The sequence below is a fragment of the Paraglaciecola psychrophila 170 genome, assembly GCF_000347635.1.
GTDB lineage: Bacteria > Pseudomonadota > Gammaproteobacteria > Enterobacterales > Alteromonadaceae > Paraglaciecola > Paraglaciecola psychrophila.
Genome location: NC_020514.1, coordinates 2,811,701 through 2,829,391 on the forward strand (window position 1 = coordinate 2,811,701; position 17,691 = coordinate 2,829,391).

16 protein-coding genes are annotated in these 17,691 nt (G+C 39.8%); 3 read left to right on the forward strand and 13 right to left on the reverse strand.

Annotated elements, in window-relative coordinates:
* The first annotated feature begins 328 nt into the window (after positions 1–328).
* Positions 329–1,072, forward strand: coding sequence for a YciK family oxidoreductase (locus C427_RS12290; RefSeq protein WP_007635692.1), 744 nt, complete (start codon positions 329–331; stop codon positions 1,070–1,072).
* A 102-nt stretch (positions 1,073–1,174) separates the two neighbouring features.
* On the opposite strand, the gene glnS is transcribed toward C427_RS12290, so the two are convergent.
* On the reverse strand, positions 1,175–2,842 hold the full coding sequence (glnS, locus tag C427_RS12295) for a glutamine--tRNA ligase (RefSeq protein ID WP_007635694.1): 1,668 nt from the start codon (positions 2,840–2,842) through the stop codon (positions 1,175–1,177).
* A gap of 247 nt (positions 2,843–3,089) precedes the next feature.
* Here glnS and C427_RS12300 point away from each other — a divergent pair, with 247 nt between their 5' ends.
* On the forward strand, positions 3,090–4,118 hold the full coding sequence (locus C427_RS12300; protein ID WP_007635696.1) for a LacI family DNA-binding transcriptional regulator: 1,029 nt from the start codon (positions 3,090–3,092) through the stop codon (positions 4,116–4,118).
* A 50-nt stretch (positions 4,119–4,168) separates the two neighbouring features.
* Here C427_RS12300 and C427_RS12305 read toward each other — a convergent pair whose 3' ends face one another.
* The 12 genes from C427_RS12305 to C427_RS12350 all read right to left on the reverse strand — a co-directional run bounded on the left by C427_RS12305 (position 4,169) and on the right by C427_RS12350 (position 16,397).
* A complete protein-coding gene (locus C427_RS12305; RefSeq protein ID WP_007635698.1) occupies positions 4,169–5,881 on the reverse strand; it encodes an alpha-amylase family glycosyl hydrolase in 1,713 nt (570 codons plus the stop codon).
* Positions 5,882–5,894: 13 nt separating this feature from the next.
* Positions 5,895–7,403, reverse strand: a complete 1,509-nt coding sequence (locus tag C427_RS12310; protein ID WP_007635700.1) for an MFS transporter — start codon at positions 7,401–7,403, stop codon at positions 5,895–5,897.
* A gap of 135 nt (positions 7,404–7,538) precedes the next feature.
* On the reverse strand, positions 7,539–7,736 hold the full coding sequence (locus tag C427_RS28545; protein WP_015430902.1) for an acyl-CoA thioesterase family protein: 198 nt from the start codon (positions 7,734–7,736) through the stop codon (positions 7,539–7,541).
* A complete protein-coding gene (locus C427_RS12315) occupies positions 7,703–8,041 on the reverse strand; it encodes an acyl-CoA thioesterase (protein WP_015430903.1) in 339 nt (112 codons plus the stop codon). Before C427_RS12315 ends, C427_RS28545 begins: the two co-directional genes overlap by 34 nt.
* Before the next feature lie 8 nt (positions 8,042–8,049).
* Entirely contained in the window at positions 8,050–8,724 is a 675-nt protein-coding gene (locus C427_RS12320; RefSeq protein WP_007635702.1) for a rhomboid family intramembrane serine protease, read from the reverse strand.
* Between the two features lie 304 nt (positions 8,725–9,028).
* Positions 9,029–10,564, reverse strand: coding sequence for a S9 family peptidase (locus C427_RS12325; RefSeq protein WP_148285911.1), 1,536 nt, complete (start codon positions 10,562–10,564; stop codon positions 9,029–9,031).
* Positions 10,551–11,135, reverse strand: coding sequence for a TolB family protein (locus tag C427_RS24125; protein WP_015430905.1), 585 nt, complete (start codon positions 11,133–11,135; stop codon positions 10,551–10,553). Before C427_RS24125 ends, C427_RS12325 begins: the two co-directional genes overlap by 14 nt.
* Positions 11,136–11,591: 456 nt before the next feature.
* Positions 11,592–12,173: a nucleotidyltransferase family protein gene (locus tag C427_RS12330; protein ID WP_007635704.1), complete on the reverse strand. Its 582-nt coding sequence runs from the start codon at positions 12,171–12,173 to the stop codon at positions 11,592–11,594.
* Positions 12,170–13,177 carry an XdhC family protein gene (locus C427_RS12335; protein ID WP_007635705.1) on the reverse strand — a complete coding sequence of 336 codons (1,008 nt, stop codon included), beginning with the start codon at positions 13,175–13,177 and terminating at the stop codon, positions 12,170–12,172. Before C427_RS12335 ends, C427_RS12330 begins: the two co-directional genes overlap by 4 nt.
* Positions 13,178–13,183: 6 nt before the next feature.
* Entirely contained in the window at positions 13,184–14,365 is a 1,182-nt protein-coding gene (locus C427_RS12340; RefSeq protein ID WP_007635706.1) for an RDD family protein, read from the reverse strand.
* 11 nt (positions 14,366–14,376) lie between these two features.
* Entirely contained in the window at positions 14,377–15,561 is a 1,185-nt protein-coding gene (locus C427_RS12345; protein WP_007635709.1) for a vWA domain-containing protein, read from the reverse strand.
* A complete protein-coding gene (locus tag C427_RS12350) occupies positions 15,561–16,397 on the reverse strand; it encodes an AAA family ATPase (protein ID WP_007635711.1) in 837 nt (278 codons plus the stop codon). Before C427_RS12350 ends, C427_RS12345 begins: the two co-directional genes overlap by 1 nt.
* A gap of 261 nt (positions 16,398–16,658) precedes the next feature.
* On the opposite strand from C427_RS12350, the gene cysK reads away from it, so the two are divergent.
* Positions 16,659–17,624, forward strand: coding sequence for a cysteine synthase A (gene cysK, locus C427_RS12355; protein ID WP_007635714.1), 966 nt, complete (start codon positions 16,659–16,661; stop codon positions 17,622–17,624).
* Positions 17,625–17,691: the final 67 nt, after the last annotated feature.

Below are 17,691 nucleotides of genomic sequence, written 5' to 3' on the forward strand. Positions count from 1 at the left end.
AATCACCTCCACAAGCTGCTAATCCAAATAGGGTGACAATACCAGTACTTATAAGTGTTTTTTTTATTATCCTGCCTCTATATTATTTAATTTTTTAATCGTATGTATTTGTATTTATGATTATTAATAAATAAATGTTATATAAAAGTATAATTTTTTTTCAATAGCGTGACCAGTTAACATATTAGCAATACTATTGCCTTTATAGTCTATTTGTAAAGCCTCTATAAAATTCCTTTCAAAATATTATCTTACTATTAGCCTAGTACTTTCTTAGGTCAGTACTTCAGTGATACCATTTATATATTGATTTTATTAGATGTTCATTATGCATAACTTCACGCCACAGAAACTTTATCTAGATAAAAAAACAATCTTAATCACAGGTGCCGGAGACGGTATTGGAAAACAAGCGGCGCTGCACTATGCAAAATTCGGGGCTACAGTCATTTTGCTGGGTAAAACCGTTGTAAAGCTTGAAAGTGTTTATGATGAAATAATTACCAATGGGGGTAATGAACCCGCTATTGTGCCTTTAGATTTAAAAGGGGCGACCGCAAAACACTATCGGGATATGGCAGATACTATAAATGACCAATTTGGTTGTTTAGATGGCTTATTACATAACGCCAGTGTTTTGGGACATTTAGGACCGTTTGCACAAATTAGTGAGCAAGATTGGCAAAATGTATTTCAAGTGAATGTAACCAGTCAGTTTTTAATGACTCAAGCATTATTACCTAGCTTGAAAAAAGCACCTCACTCTTCCGTTATATTCACCACATCAAGTGTAGGAGTTCAAGGTAGAGCATACTGGGGACCCTACTCCATTTCTAAATTTGCCACCCAAGGCATGATGCAAGTGCTGGCTGATGAATATGATAACAGCAGCATACGTTTTAATTGTATCAATCCTGGGGCCACAAAAACGACTATGCGAGCCAAAGCGTTTCCAGCAGAAAATGCTGACCATTTAAAAACACCTGAACAAATAATGCCGTTGTATTTGTACTTAATGGACAATGAAAAAAGTACAGAGAATGGTCAGACGATTGATGCACAACCCAAATAGCCCAATTTAGTGGGTTTATCTGGTAGTCGTTTAAATAGCCACTGACTGTTATAAAAAACCGGACATTAACAGTCCGGTTTTTTATAACAGTTTGTTGGTACTTTACCCTTGATCCATTTTCGCCCAAGTATCTCTAAGCCCTACTGCACGATTGAAAACTAACTTATCGTCTTGGCTATCTTTATCTTTGCAAAAGTAACCTGTTCTTTCAAACTGGATTGGAGCACTGTGCTTTGCGCTAACAAGGCTAGGTTCTACTATTCCCTGTTTAACCACTAAGGACTCTTCATTAATACACTCTAAAAAGTCTTCTTCTGCAGCTGGATTGGGTACTTTAAAAAGTCTGTCATACAAACGTATTTCGGCTGGCACACCATGTGAAGCAGATACCCAATGAATAACACCTTTGACTTTACGTCCATCAGAGGGATCTTTACCTAAGGTATCTTTATCGTAGCTGCAATAAACAGTGATGATATTTCCCTGTTCGTCTTTTTCAACACGTTCTGCTTTGATTACATAAGCATTTCTTAAACGCACTTCTTTGCCTAATACTAAGCGTTTAAACTTCTTATTAGCTTCTTCTCTAAAGTCATCCGCTTCGATAAAGATTTCTTTGCTGAAAGGCACACTTCTGGTGCCCATTGATTCGTCAGCTGGATGATTGGGTGAAGTTAAATTTTCGACATCATCTGCAGTATAATTTTCAATGACCAGTTTAAGCGGTTCAAGCACCGCCATCGCTCTGGACGCATCAGCATTTAATTCTTCTCTTAGACAAGCTTCAAGCATGGACATTTCAACCATATTGTCCATTTTGGTGACACCAATACGTTTACAAAACTCGCGTATAGAGGCGGATGTATAACCTCTTCTGCGTAGACCTGCAACGGTTGGCATCCGTGGGTCGTCCCAACCATTCACTCGATTCTCTTCGACCAATTGAATTAATTTACGTTTGCTCAATACCGTGTATTCAAGATTCAGCCTTGAAAATTCGTATTGATGAGGTGTGGTATCAATGCTGATATTGCTGAGTACCCAATCATATAATCGTCTATTGTCTTGAAACTCCAGAGTACATAAAGAATGGGTAATGCCTTCAATCGCATCAGAAATACAATGGGTAAAATCGTACATTGGATAAATGCACCACTTATCACCCGTTTGGTGATGATGGGCAAAACGGACTCTGTACAAAGCAGGGTCCCGCATACACATGAAAGATGAACTCATATCAATTTTAGCCCTAAGAAGACACTCACCTTCTTTAAACTTACCATCACGCATCTTTTCAAATAATGCTAAGTTTTCACTAACCGTGGTATCTCTATAGGGACTATTTTTGCCTGACTCTTTTAAGGTACCCCGTAACTCACGCATCTGTTCTTGGCTTGAAAAATCTACGTAAGCCAAGCCTTTGTTAATTAATTCAACTGCAAATATATATAATTGATCAAAATAATTAGACGAATAGCGTACATCGCCATCCCAGGTAAAACCTAACCAAGACACGTCTTTTTGAATAGCGTTGACGTAATCTATATCCTCTTTTTCAGGGTTAGTATCGTCAAACCTCAGCTTACATTGACCTTGATAATCTTGGGCAATACCAAAATTAAGACAAATAGATTTTGCATGGCCAATATGAAGATAACCATTTGGCTCTGGTGGAAACCGAGTCTGGATTTTTGTATGAAGACCTTCGTTAATATCTTTATCTATGATTTGACGAATAAAATTGGTCGGACGACTGTCAGTCTCGGCCATTAATGCACCCTCTTGGTAAAAAATACGAATAATTAACTGGATATTATACCAGTATCAATTATCAAGATAAGGGTTTTTACTGGTGTCTTAGCTATTTTATGCAGCGCTAAGCTAATTAATTACCGAGTCCGCAATAAATGTTGCTAAAAAGTCGTTGTTAAATCACAAAAAAACAATCTAAGATACTGGCAAATATAGAATTTGTTGGTGATTTTCATTATGGTTAAGAATTTGGTATGCATTAATTATGAGAGATAAAGCCACATCGTTTGATATCGCGCATCGTGCGGGTGTATCCCAATCTACCGTATCCAGAGCACTGCGCAACAGTCCGTTAGTGAACAAAGAAACTCGCGACAAAATTCAAGCTATTGCCTCTGAACTTAACTACAAAGTAGATAAAAACGCCAGTAACTTGCGTCGTCAACACAGTTTGACACTTGCACTGTTATTATTTGAAGATCCCACGTCTGATGATTCACTCATCAACCCATTCTTTCTATCTATGTTAGGCAGCATTACCAAAGCAAGCACTAAAGCGGGTTATGATTTATTAGTTTCTTTTCAAAATTTAAGTGATGACTGGCAATCTGAGTTTGAAGACTCGAACAAAGCAGATGGTCTTATTTTATTAGGCTATGGTGACTATACAGACTACCGAGATAAACTCTCTAAATTGGAAGAGCAAGGCACCCACTTTGTTAGATGGGGCGCACACGATGCCGATCATCCGGGCGTATCTATCGGCTGTGACAATGTTCAAGGTGGCTTTGATGTGACTCAACATATGCTTAAAATGCAGCGCCAAAAATTTGCCTTTATTGGGGAAGCTGGCAGCCAAGCACCTGAATTTGAGGAGCGTTATTTAGGCCACTGCCAAGCTTTGAAAGAAGCAGGAATAGTTGTTGATAACTCCATGCAATTTGATGCTATTTCTACTGAGCAATCAGGTTATCAAGGGGTACAAAAATTAATTGATTCAGGCAACAGCTTTGATGCTTTATTTTGTGCCAGTGACCTTATTGCACTAGGAGCGTTGCGTTGTTTACGAGAAAAAAGACTGCATATCCCAGAAGACGTAGCCATTGCCGGTTTCGATAACATTCCTATTTCCAGTTTTGCAAATCCCGCTTTAACCACGGTACATCAAGATACTAAATTAGCGGGTGAGATTTTAGTAGATAGTTTGCTGAAATTAATAAGCGGTCAAGAAGTGTCTCATTTTCTTATGCCGGTTGATTTAGTGGTACGCCAATCCTGTGGCGCACAAATCTAAGCAACTCATATTGGACTTGTTCAACATATAATAGTTATGTCTAAGTAGGTTTATTTGTTTAGCATCAGCCGTTGCAACTCATCCAGCAATAATGGGTTTGATATGGGTCCTTGTCGCAACCAGACCTGCACACCATGAGCTACAACATTTGTTTTTAACTCAAGATGTGACTCAGTAATGCTGACCTTGTCATCGTTGATTTGACTTACCCAACTACCCGATTGCATATACTTTTGAATCAAAAATTCAGCTTCTTGATCACCTTTATTCAACAACACTAAGGCTGTTTGAGATTTACCATCTTTAACTAAAACTCGGTAGAACGCGGCTTTGTTAACGTGTAACTCAACATTAACTTGTAAACCATTTTGTAAAGCGGCTATATTTTTACGGATATTAGCAATCTTAGTCAATGCTTGATGGATTTTGTGAGTCTTTGCCTCTTCGATGTTGCTTTGTCCAAAGTAATTTCTATTACCTTGATGCTCGGCCTTACCCCGCATGAAGCCAATTTCCGAACCTTGGTATACAACAGGAATACCACGACTGGTAAATAACCAATTATTAGCATCGATAAAACCATGATCAGAGGCATTCATTCTCGGCATATCATGGTTGTCATAAAAAGTAGTTAATTCATAAGGATTAGCGTAGGGTCCGTGTGTCAAATGCAGGTATTCTTGAAGATCTGCATAATCACTTTGTGGATTTTCAAACGTTGCGACTATGGCTTGTTTACCCACAAAGTCCAATACACTTATGCCGCCGTTTTTAAGCAAGGTATGTTGTGCTAGAAAATTTGCGTTGTAATCAAAACTCTCACCAAACATAAAAAAATCGGGATGTTCTGCACGAATTTTGTCTGCCATGAGTTTCCAAAATTCATGTGGCACATGCTTAATGGTATCGATTCGAAACGCATCAGCTCCCTGTTCTATCCAGTATAAATAAGACTCCATTAAATACTGTTGCAGCTTTTCATTACGATCATCCAAGTTGGATAATTCCATGATATCTGGAGTGTGCCTGAAGAATTCATGCAAAGGATTATTTGAGTCCAACTCTTCAGGTTTAAGGTTTTGATGATCTGCTACCAATTTACCTTCAATATCATAGAGCTCACCAAATTTGGGCTGATCGACAGGCATACTAAAAGAGGGTGAACCATGATTTGCCACAATATCAAACACTGACTTTAAACCAAATTGCTGGCGCATTTGTTGAGTATATTCTTTATAGCCAAGATTATTAGAAGGATAATGTTCGTCAATCTGATAAAAGTTGTTTGCCCAATAACCATGATAGCCAGTTTTACCGCCATCTTTGAATGCACCGCCAAAATCTATGGGCTCACCACCTGAAAATGCCTGATCGGGATTGTCTAAAATAGGTGTTAACCACACAGCTGTAAAACCCATGTCGCTAATGTATTGAGCGTTGTTTAAAACACCTTTCAAATCACCACCTAAATATCCCACATTGGCGGTTTCTCCGTTTTCACCAACGAGAGGTAAGTCGAACGTGGGCCAAGCACCACCCTGCTTTATTTGATTATTACTTGGGTCACCATCGACAAAGCGGTCTGTCATCACAAAATATATCGCTTCTTTGACAAATGGTTGTGCCGTCCCGTAAAACTCTTGCACAGGTTTGGCGATTATTATAGTGGATGTGTTGTCTTTGGATGTAACCTGAGAGTCGCAGGCCATAATGAGTAAACATGAGGACAAGGTAAGACCTAACGCTTTTTTATTTACATTCAACAAGGCTTAACTCCTATTCAGGGATTTTGACACGCAGGGTCATGATGCCCGCAATTAACATACTGCAACCGCCTACCACTAGGGCATAAACAGGTTGATTATCAAACACTTTAGTAATTAAAAATCCTAAAATACTGGCGGCTAAGATTTGTGGGATAACAATAAAAAAGTTAAATATCCCCATATAAACCCCCATCTTTTTGGCAGGCAGAACGTTAGATAAAATGGCATATGGTACTGACAATATCGAAGCCCAAGCAAATCCAACTCCTACCATAGACAACACTAACCAAGCGGGATCTTTGATAAAGATAAAGGATATAAAACCGATACCACCTAAGGTCAAATTTAACAGATGAGCAAATTGTAGGTTAGAAAAACGCACTACCATTGGAATAATAATGGCAGCAAAAATGGATACGCCATTATAAGTAGCCATTAAAATAGAAACCCAATCAGCGCCTTCATTATAGATGGCTGAGGTGACATCTTTAGTTGAATAATGAAAAGAAGTCACTGCAGAGTTGGTATAAATCCACATTGCAAACAAAGGAAACCAAGAGAAAAACTGAACCACTGCCAGCTGACGCATCGCTTGGGGCATACTAAACAAGTCATTCATGACTTCAGAAAAACCATTGCTTGTGCGGTCTTTTTTACGCAAGTAACCTGCAATTAATTGACATACACCAAATGCCGCTAAGCCCCCAGCCATGATATATAAATTCTTATCTAGGCTTTCTATATTACCGGCAATTAGCAAATACAACAGCACCCCAATAGCGGAATAAATGATCCCGCCCTTAAAATACTGCTGACTAGAACGAACAACTTGTGGCTCAGCAAAGATACCATCTTCTGCCGATTGTGCTTCTTCGTAAGCTGCCAGTTGTTCGGGTGTGTACTCTTTAGTGGATAATACGGTCCACAGTACAGCGATCATAAATATGCTGCCACCTGCATAAAACGAAAACTTCACAGAGTCTGGGATCACTCCAGCAGCAGCAACATTACTAATATCAAACCAATTAGTCATCATCCAAGGCAACGCAGATGCCACCACGGCACCAACACCTATAAAGAAGGTTTGCATGGCATAGCCCATAGCACGCTGTTTTTTGGGCAACATGTCACCCACAAATGCTCTAAAGGGCTCCATAGATACATTAATCGAGGCATCCATGATCCATAACATGCCAGCCGCTAACCAAAGTGTGGGTGAGTTGGGCATAATAAATAAAGACAGACTTGCAGCGATAGCACCCCATAAAAAGTAGGGCCGTCTTCTACCTAAGCGATTCCAAGTGTTATCACTCATATAACCAATGATAGGTTGTACAATTAGTCCGGTTATAGGTGCTGCCACCCAAAGAATGGCGAGGTTGCTATAATCGGCACCTAAGGCTTCGAATATTCGACTAACGTTAGAGTTTTGTAAGGCAAAGCCAAATTGGATCCCTAAAAATCCAAAACACATATTCCAAATTTGCCAAAAATTTAACTGGGGTTTTGTTTTTTGCATCAAGTAATCTCTAATACACCGGTGAAATCTTGTAGAATTACACAACATTCACAGCTGTTAATAAAAAGTAAACTGTAAGATTAGAGAGTACCCTGAGTCTAGGTAAATCAACAACTTAATGCATACGTATTCACACTATGCTAGAACGCCTGCATGGTTAATCAATGGAAATGGCGTTGCGGTGAGTAACCGTTCTCGCAACCAATCGGGTATTGGAGTTTTTTGATAGGTTTGGGTATCAACCATCACATAAGTCACCGTACTTTTAGCAATCTGTATTTGTGACGTAAAGTCGGTGATCAATACCTCAAAGCCATAAGAGGTATTGCCCACCTTTTTGTTTTTACCTCGAGCGCCAGAACATCATCAAACTTAGCAGACGACTCCCAATCGATATGCAAACTGACCACCTGGCTGTCTAATCCTTTATTAAGTAGCACTTGAAAACCACCCAGTGCCGCTCTGAAATATTCCGTCATAGCGATATCAATATAATCAGCATATCGAGCGTTAAATACAACCTGTTGGGCATCACATTCTCCATATCGGACTCTAAGTAAGATAGTGAACTGTTCTTTAACTAGGGATGTATTCAACTGCGTCGTGTTCTGGGTATTCTTCTGCGTAATCATTTGCATTATGCTCCTTAATGTAACCGGGATTTATCTTCTTGTTCCAATGGCTCATCGACTTGCCATTCATCACCAATGTCTAGGTCATCTACCGCGCTATTTTCTTCCCAATCATAGCGTTTCACCACTGGTTTAGGGTCACTATCTCGCCATATGAAGGCTGCAATTACACCTGTTAAAGCACCAAAAAAATGATACTCAAAAGAAATACCTTCTTCCCTAGGAAAAATAGTCATTGTCATACCACCGTACAATAAAAAAGCTATCATCATAATAGCAACCGAACTTTTATCCCGGCGAAAGATACTGGCAACAAACAAAAAGAAAAACAATCCATGCGTGAGACCACTCGCGCCGATATGAGTAGCTTGGCGAGCAAACAACCAGACCCCCACTCCAGATAACACCCAAACTAAACTTAATACTTTCCACCATGATTTTGGATAACCATAATACAAAACGCTTGCCAAAATGAGGATCGCAAAAGTATTATTAAAAAGGTGTTCCAAAGAGCCATGGACTAAAGGCGCAGTGAGGATCCCCAACATTCCTGCTGCTTCAAGTGGTACCAGCCCCATAAAAGACAAATTCCAGCCAAACAAAATCTCAGATGACTTTAAACACCACAGCAAAGTAATGGCTAAAAATGAATAGAGGATACTTTGGGACAATCTTTTATTTTGTTTCATGCTTAATAATATTGGGCAGAGTTTTCGATTTTAAAGAGGCGTAGATAACCCAAGTGCTAATCTACCAATCTTAAGCGGCTACAGAGCCTATCAATGAGAAAGTTAGTAACTCGTTTGAAGCGGTCTATTGTGGTTTGTCGTTGACTAGTCAATTAAATTGTATTCAACCATTGCAAGCGTAACAAAGACCTACGATTATTTAGGCAATAATTCCCAGCTATACTGTAAATGTTTAATTCAAAGTACTGAGTAGCTTTATAAATAAAACAGAGGCATGTTATCCCTCTGTTTTATTTTGCTAATATTAGTGCTTAGCTTTTACCTCAGTGGTGGCAGCAACCTTTACGGGATCAAATTCGTCAAACCATTTACGCAGCATCAGATTAGTACGCATGTAGTTAGATGGTATCGATCCAGTACCATGATATTCATTACGCATAGGTATTAGGCGTGTGGGTATACCGAGGATCTTTAAAGCTGCAAAATAGCTTTCTGCTTCTCCAATAGGCGTACGCAAGTCTTTATCGCCGGTCATTAGCAAGGTGGGGGTTTTCACCTTACCCACATGCATCAGAGTCGAGTGGTCAAGCCATGGTTTAGGGTCTTCCCAATACGGTGCAGGAAAAAAGTTATAAAGCCATCCAACTACATCGGTAGTGCCCGACATGCCAATCCAATTAGTAACAGGACATAAAGCTGCAGCGGCTTTAAAACGGTCGGTTTGACCAATAATCCAAGTGGTGAGTATTCCCCCACCTGAACAACCAGCCACAAACATGCGGTCAGAGTCAGCATACCCATCGGCAATAACCTTATCTACGCCAGCCATAAGGTCTGCATAATCAACGGGGCCTGGGTAACGATGCCGAATGGCATTGGCAAAATCGCTTCCATAACCAGTAGAGCCTCTGGGATTGGTGTAAAGAACGACATAACCACGGGCGGCAAACTCCTGAAAGGTAAAATTAAAGCCACTATTATACATTGCGTGAGGGCCTCCATGTATTTGTAACAACAGAGGGTATTTTTTGTTTGAATCATAATTTGGCGGTAGTACCACCCAGCCTTGAACACGCGCACTCTCGCCAGTCTCAGCTGTAGCGTCGTACCAAATTTCTTTTACTTCACCAAGAGTTTTCCCATACAAAACATCAGAGTTAACATCGGTCAATCGACTAATATCATTTTTACCTTTAATGTTGGTAACTGCAATTTCACTTGGTTTATCAGATGTACTGATGGAAACCGCAGCACGTCCATTCTTAGCAACATTGAAAAGCGTCACTACTTGCGCACCGCTGGTGATGTCGCGTATCCGTCCACGCAAATCTACTGCGTGTATGTTGCGCGAACCTCGTGCAGAGACAGTAAAAACAATCTCTCGTCCACTATCTAGCCACTCAATAGATGAGGGGCCATCATCCAGATCATTGGTCAAGGCCTTGATATTGCTGCCATCATTTGTCATTACAAATAAATCTGGTACTGGATACGAAGTATTATGTTCGGGATAACCTGTATAGGCTATTTGTTTGCCGTCGGGTGAAAAATCAGGCTGTCCATAATTACCCTGTCCGCTAGTTAATTGAGTAATAGTTCCATCTGCTACCGACACCAAGTTAATGTGGCTCTCAGACCACGCCTCAGGAGTCTGAGCTCGGGTCAAACCATCAAAGGCAATTACTTTTCCATCTGGAGACCAAGAGAGTGCAGGCGCTGATGCAATAGAACCAAGTCCCCGACGTCCAACGTTCCAATCACCGCTGGTCAATTGTCGTGGAGTACCGCCCATAGCCGGAACCACAAATATGTGGTCATAACCATTGTTAGTATAACCCACTCGGTCTTGACGATAATGTAATGTATCTATAACAGGCGGATCCTCGGTCCCATTTTGCGCCTTGAGGTCGCTCTGGTAGAGTTACTGTCCATGTTGATTTTATGGGCACTCTAGCCACAAAAGCAATTTGCTTACCATCCGGTGACCAAGCCATACTGCGCGGACTATGCGCAAACGAAGTAACTTGAAGTGTGGCACTTTCAGCATCGATAAAGCGCACAAAGATTTGCCCTTTTTCGTTATTGTCAGAAGCGACATAGGCAATACGCTTTCCATCAGGAGCCCATAATGCGTTTTGTCCAAGCATCATAGGACGATTACGACTACCATTAAAACTCATCAGCCAAAGAGTGGATGTGAATTTGTCATTCATCTTATCGATGTGACTTCTAGAGTACAGAATCTGAGAACCATCAGGTGATATTTGTCCATTACCGACTCGTTCAAAATCTAAATAATCTTTCAATTGAATAAAATTTTTATCGCTATTGTCTTTGGCAAAAGATGCCGCACAAAAACCCACGCTAGCTGAAAAAATTGTTGCCATTGCAATTAATATTTTTAGTTTCATTATTTGAACTCCATATGAATTTATATATAAGCCATGTCGTATTGTTTCAACTCTAAAGTTAAGCTGCTAGTGTTTGGTCAGATGTTTATTAAGGTGATGAGTCGGCTATCAATAATTTTATACGTCCGGTCCCATACTGAGCTTGAAAACCGTAGCTGCAAAAATTAATGAAACGACTTCAACTGCAGTAATTCATTAGAAGTGGTTCTGGCTGTGATCGCTTCATCATGATGTAAACTACTATCAACTATTCTTTAAAACCGTTCAACCAAAAAATATTGCGAGTCAAAAAAGAGATTATTATAAATCAATGCCAATATTTATTTGATACTATTTTATGGTTAATTAGTGAATCTAAAGATCAGATTTAGACTAAGAAATTGATGTGTCTCTAGGCTATAACTTGCAAAGTTCGCTACTATCATGAAGGTACTGGTACTGAGCCTCTGAATAGGATTAAACAAATTTGAGGTCGTCCGGTGTATCTACATCCAAAGCAGCTTCTGGCATAGTTAAACCAATAACCTGTTGAGAGTATTGTTGAAGCATTGTCTTAGCGCCTTTATCACCTTTTAATTGGCTTAACTGAGAAAAGTATTGTGTGGGAAATATTGTAGGGGCCCCAACTACACCTGCGTATTTAGCAGCAATAATATGTTGTGGATATTTGTTTAATTTTTGAAGCATTTTTATTACCAGATTCTGAGTTAGTGCAACCTGATCGGCCAACGCTATCAATACATGAGTGGTGTCGATGGCAGTTAAATGCATACTTTCAGCCAACGTATGGCCCATGCCGAGTTGCCAACTACTCGCCACATACCTAGTAATGTTGTTCGGAAGGACCTCATTTATCAATTCAGCATTGGCACCTAACATTACATAACCATTGGTGATACCTGTTAACCATTTTTCACCCTGACGATATTGTGAAAGGCAATGACAAATCATGGGCTGCCCATGAATATCTGTTAGCTGTTTTATTCCACCAAAACGTTTACTTTGACCAGCGGCCAATAATATCAGCTCAGTTTTCACTGATTTAATACGCCACTGATAGATAAACCGTCGGCTTGTTCTAAAACAGCATGAACTTCGGCTAGCATTGACAAAGCGATAGATTCAGGCAATTCGCCGCCTAATCGCAAACCTACTGGGTTTGCCAAAGGTTTAGACAAATCGTTTCTAGTTAACTTTGCAATATCTAACACCCTGTCAGTGCGATGAGTAGGCCCCAGTAATCCGACATATTTAGCACTACTGGTTTGTACTAATTTTAATGCTGCAGCATCAAGTTTTATATTATGTGTTAGTACTAATGCAGCATCTATTTGACTAAGCCAGGTCGTATCATAAAGTTCATCTATTGACTGACGAATAATCTGGCTGGCTTTTGTGAAAAATTCGGCCTTGGCGTAACCTACTCGAGGATCAATAAGTAACACCTGCCATCCCAAATCGGCCGCAATAGACACGACGGGTTTTGCATCTACCCCTGCTCCAAAAACAGCCAGTAATGGCGCAGGACTGAGTAGTTGCACAAAAACATCTGCGGACCCAGTTAACTGTGCACTAAAAGCAGACTTTTGAGACTTGTCCTCTCTTGGAATGACTTTGTTGAGTGGAAAACCCTCATCAATTTGTTGATGATATTCAGCCTCACTTCTTTGTTCTAAACAACGATTAAGCTCATCAAGCTTAAGATAATCATTATCTGCGTGAACCGGCTGCAACAAAATTCTCACCATGCCGCCGCAACCAATACCCAGTTGCCAAGCAAGATCTTCTTCTTCGCGCATATCGTATTCGATAATACGATTTTGATGATTGTCCCAACAACGCCTAGCCTGGCGCATTATATCTGACTCTAAACAACCACCGCTTAACAAACCAAAATACTGTCCCATGTCATTGATCAGCATCATAGCCCCTGCCTTGCGGTAAGACGAGCCGTCGGTTTGTATGATAGTGGCCAATACCCACAAATGTGTATTTCTATTCTCAGACCAATGACTGAGTAACTGACTTATTCTATTTGCCATCTAGGCCTATACCGCCATATTTTTATCGAAGGGGACTTTAGGTTTGCGCAAATCAATCACTAATGTCTCTGAAATTTTATCATGAATGGCTTGACGATTAGGGTCCCAAAAAACCTGAAGAAACCCCATAAGTCCAGTAGCTAAACCTGCTGCGTAACCACCATAACGGCCAAAACTTTCCCACAAATTTAAAGCAGTGTTGTCGAGTTTAATCACTTGCATACCAAGTAATTTTTTTCCTGGTGTTTGGCCCTTCCACCATGCAGTAAAAACACTGAAATAAAACGCTGCCCAACCTAAGCCAAGGCCGAGTTCTTCAATTAAGTTTTCTAATCTCTCAATAAGTCCTGTGGACTTGTAAGGTGGTTTTTGAATATTTGTGTCGTTTTTGATTGGCAAGGTAATCACCTGCTCAGTTGATTTTAGCTCAGCTACCTTTAACTCAAGACTGTTTTTTGATGTTTGTTGTAGGTGGCGAGTCAATTCTGTTTGCTGTGAAGTACTCAGGCTTTCAGACACTGAGCCTATATACTCTCTTAATATATCATTTATGGTATCTGTATCTAAACCAATATCAACCACATCCAGAATAAGTTCATTACCTAACGTTTGGAAACAATCATAAATAGGTTCGCATTCTTTTTTAGCAACTCGCTGTTTCATAGCCTTAGTATTTACCAAATATTTGGCTGTCAAAGTGATTAATTCAATTCCCCACACATCATCATTAATTTTTGTTGAAGGTTCAGGCGACTCAAATCTTGCTAATTCATTATCACTACTATCTTTATCATTTCCATTAATTGCATCAACAATGCCCATTGCGACGACAAATAACAATAATGCTACCAACAGACGCAAAAGAATTCGTGCGGCATTAAAACGTTTTTTAGTTTTTAAGCGATTGCCCGCCCTAAAAAAAGTCCAAGCAGCTATCCCAGCCAATACTAAGCTGCTGATTTGTGTCAATAAAGATATTAAGAACAAATCTATTATTAAGCCAAAACCACGGCGAAAAGGGCCTGCCAAAGGTGTACCTAACAAATCATCAGCCACAAAAAATGCATATGGAGTGACAATTTGTCGGGTTTCTTTATGAGTTAAACACACATTTTCAGACTCAGAGCCCGCATCAACATCTAATGAACTATCTGTTTGGTTAGTATTTAAGTCTGAATGCTGTTGCATAAACGCTTCTTTTATCCGCTTCTCTTGGTTAGGCTTTTTATCCCCTCTCCTATTCCATCTAACGTGAGTGGGAACATTCTGTCGGTCATTATTTCTTTCATTATGCTCACTGAAGCATAATAATTCCAATACTGACTCAACTGTGGGTTTAGCCATATTGCATGTTCAAAATGATGCAGTAAACGTTGCATCCAGACCGATCCAGCTTCTTCATTCCAGTGCTCTACGCTTCCACCTGGGTAGGTTATTTCGTAAGGTCCCATAGTCGCATCACCGACAAATATAAGTTTATAATCCGCGCCATACTTGTGAATAACATTCGCAATAGGTATAACTTCTCTATCACGTCTTTTGTTATCCTTCCAGACACCTTCGTAAACACAATTATGAAAATAAAAGTATTCAAGATGCTTAAATTCAGTGTGCACCGCTGAAAATAACTCTTCGCATTCTTTAATATGTGCATCCATCGAGCCACCCACGTCAAAAAACATCAACACTTTAACCGCGTTGTGACGCTCTTTCACCATATGAATGTCCAGAAACCCAGCATTTTTAGCGGTAGCACCGATAGTTGTAGGTATATCTAGCTCTTCGGTCGCGCCGGTCCGCGCAAACTTTCGTAGTTTACGCAGCGCAACCTTGATATTACGGGTACCCAACTCAACATCGCCAGCAAGATTTTTAAATTCTCGCTTATCCCACACCTTAGCGGCCGAGAAATTACGATTGCCTTGTTGACCGATACGCACGCCTTCTGGATTATACCCATTAGCTCCAAACGGAGATGTACCACCAGTACCAATCCATTTATTACCACCTTGATGACGTTTTTCTTGCTCCGCCAAACGTTCTTTTAGAGTTTTCATCAACTCTTCAAGGCCACCCAAAGCTTGAATCTGCGCTTTTTCTTCTTCACTGAAATGCCGTTCTAAGGCATTTTTCAACCATTCATCTGGGATGTCTTTACCAAACAAGTCAATGCTTTGCACCCCTTCAAAATAGTCAGCAAAAGCACGGTCAAACTTATCAAACTGGCTTTCATCTTTCACCATAATCATTTTTGATAAAAAATAAAAATCGTCAATACTGGCAAATATTACGCCTTTCTCTAACGCATTAAGCAAGTCCAAAAGCTCTCTTAGACTCACTGATAGCCGGTACTCTCTGAGTTTAAAAAAGAAATTAATTAACATTAACGACGCGCCATAAAGACCAGTTTTTCGAATAGGTGAATATCTTGTTCATTCTTAAGTAAAGCACCATAAAGTGGTGGAATACTTTGTTTGCCATCCTTATTCTGTAACGCTTCGGCTGGAATGTCTTCTGCTACCAATAACTTCAACCAATCTAACAATTCTGAAGTAGATGGCTTCTTACGAAGGCCAGGTACATCTCGCAAATCAAAAAATGATTGTAAGGCTTGGTTAAGTAATATTTTCTTTATATCTGGAAAATGCACATCTACAATTTTACGCATCTCTTCAGCATCTGGGAACTGAATGTAATGGAAGAAACAACGACGTAAAAACGCGTCAGGTAATTCTTTTTCATTATTCGATGTAATAATCACAATCGGACGTTGTTTGGCTTTAACTAATTGTTGGGTTTCATAAACAAAAAACTCCATTTTATCAAGTTCTAACAGTAAATCGTTTGGAAACTCGATATCCGCTTTGTCTATTTCATCAATTAATAATATGGTGCGCTTTTCTGCATCAAAAGCCTGCCATAATTTCCCCTTCACAATATAGTTGCCAATATCATGCACTTTCTCATCACCTAACTGCGAGTCACGTAACCGCGAAACTGCGTCATATTCATATAATCCTTGTTGGGCTTTGGTCGTTGATTTGATGTGCCATTGAATTAAATTAGCATCTAAACTTTTTGCTAACTCTTCTGCCAACATAGTTTTACCCGTACCTGGTTCACCTTTTATCAACAACGGTTTTTCTAGTGTGATAGCTGCGTTGACAGCAAGTTGTAACTCACGACTAGCAATATATTTTTCTGTTCCATTAAACGCCATGTAAAACCTCAAACCTTATTAACAATTGATTAACCATAAGATATATCGAAAAAGCCCTTTAAATGAAGCCCCCTACCCTTATCTCTAAGTATGAATACCTTTATGATAAAACAGTTTTACGAGCTATACGTATCAATAATATTTATAGGGCCTATTGTTGTTTCACATATATAAGAAAAACAGGCTCTATCAATAACTAAACTGAGGTGTAACAATCGGAGTTATACTGTAAAAAATATAATATTAAGCAAGGAAATAACTATGCAAGTATACGACGACCATTCACTCGCCATTGGTAAAACACCTTTGGTCAAACTAAATCGCGTGACAGGTGGCAATGTTTACGCAAAAATTGAATCAAGAAACCCAAGTTTCAGTATTAAATGCCGTATCGGCGCAAATATGATTTGGGACGCAGAACAAAAAGGACTGCTTAAACCAGGTAATGAAATTGTTGAGGCAACTAGCGGCAATACTGGTATAGCTCTTGCTTTTGTTGCAGCATCAAGAGGTTATAAAATCACGTTAACCATGCCTAGTTCGATGAGTTTAGAACGTCGTAAATTACTTAAAGCCATGGGTGCAAACTTAGTCTTGACTGAAGCTCCAAAAGGTATGAAGGGTGCCATTGCTGCTGCCAATGAGATTGTGGCTTCTGATCCATCTAAATATATCCCCATGCATCAGTTTGAAAATCCAGCTAATCCTGAAATACATGAAAAAACCACGGGTCCTGAAATCTGGAATGACACAGACGGAAAAATTGACATTTTCGTTGCAGGTGTTGGTACAGGCGGAACACTTACAGGTGTTAGCCGGTATATAAAAAACACCCAAGGTAAGGCGATTACCACAGTAGCCGTTGAACCAACTGATTCCCCCGTTATTACGCAAGCTAAAGCAGGTGAAGCACTTACCCCTGGGCCACACAAGATTCAAGGCATAGGTGCTGGCTTTATTCCTGGCAACTTAGACTTAGACATGGTCGATGCTGTTGAACAAGTAAGTAATGAAGATTGTATGGCAATGACTCATCGCTTAATGAAAGAAGAAGGTATTCTAGCGGGTATTTCTTCTGGTGCTGCCGTCGTAGCGGCCAAACGCTGGGCAGAGAAGCCTGAGAATGCTAACAAAATCATAGTGGTCATTTTAGCCAGTGCATCAGAGCGTTATCTTAGTAGTCCTTTGTTTGCAAATGAATTCTCTGATTCAGAAAACATTCAGTAATTTTTTAAAAATGTAGTTTACATAAACAGTGTTTATTTTTACTTCGATTAAAGAGGGAGGCTGTTGC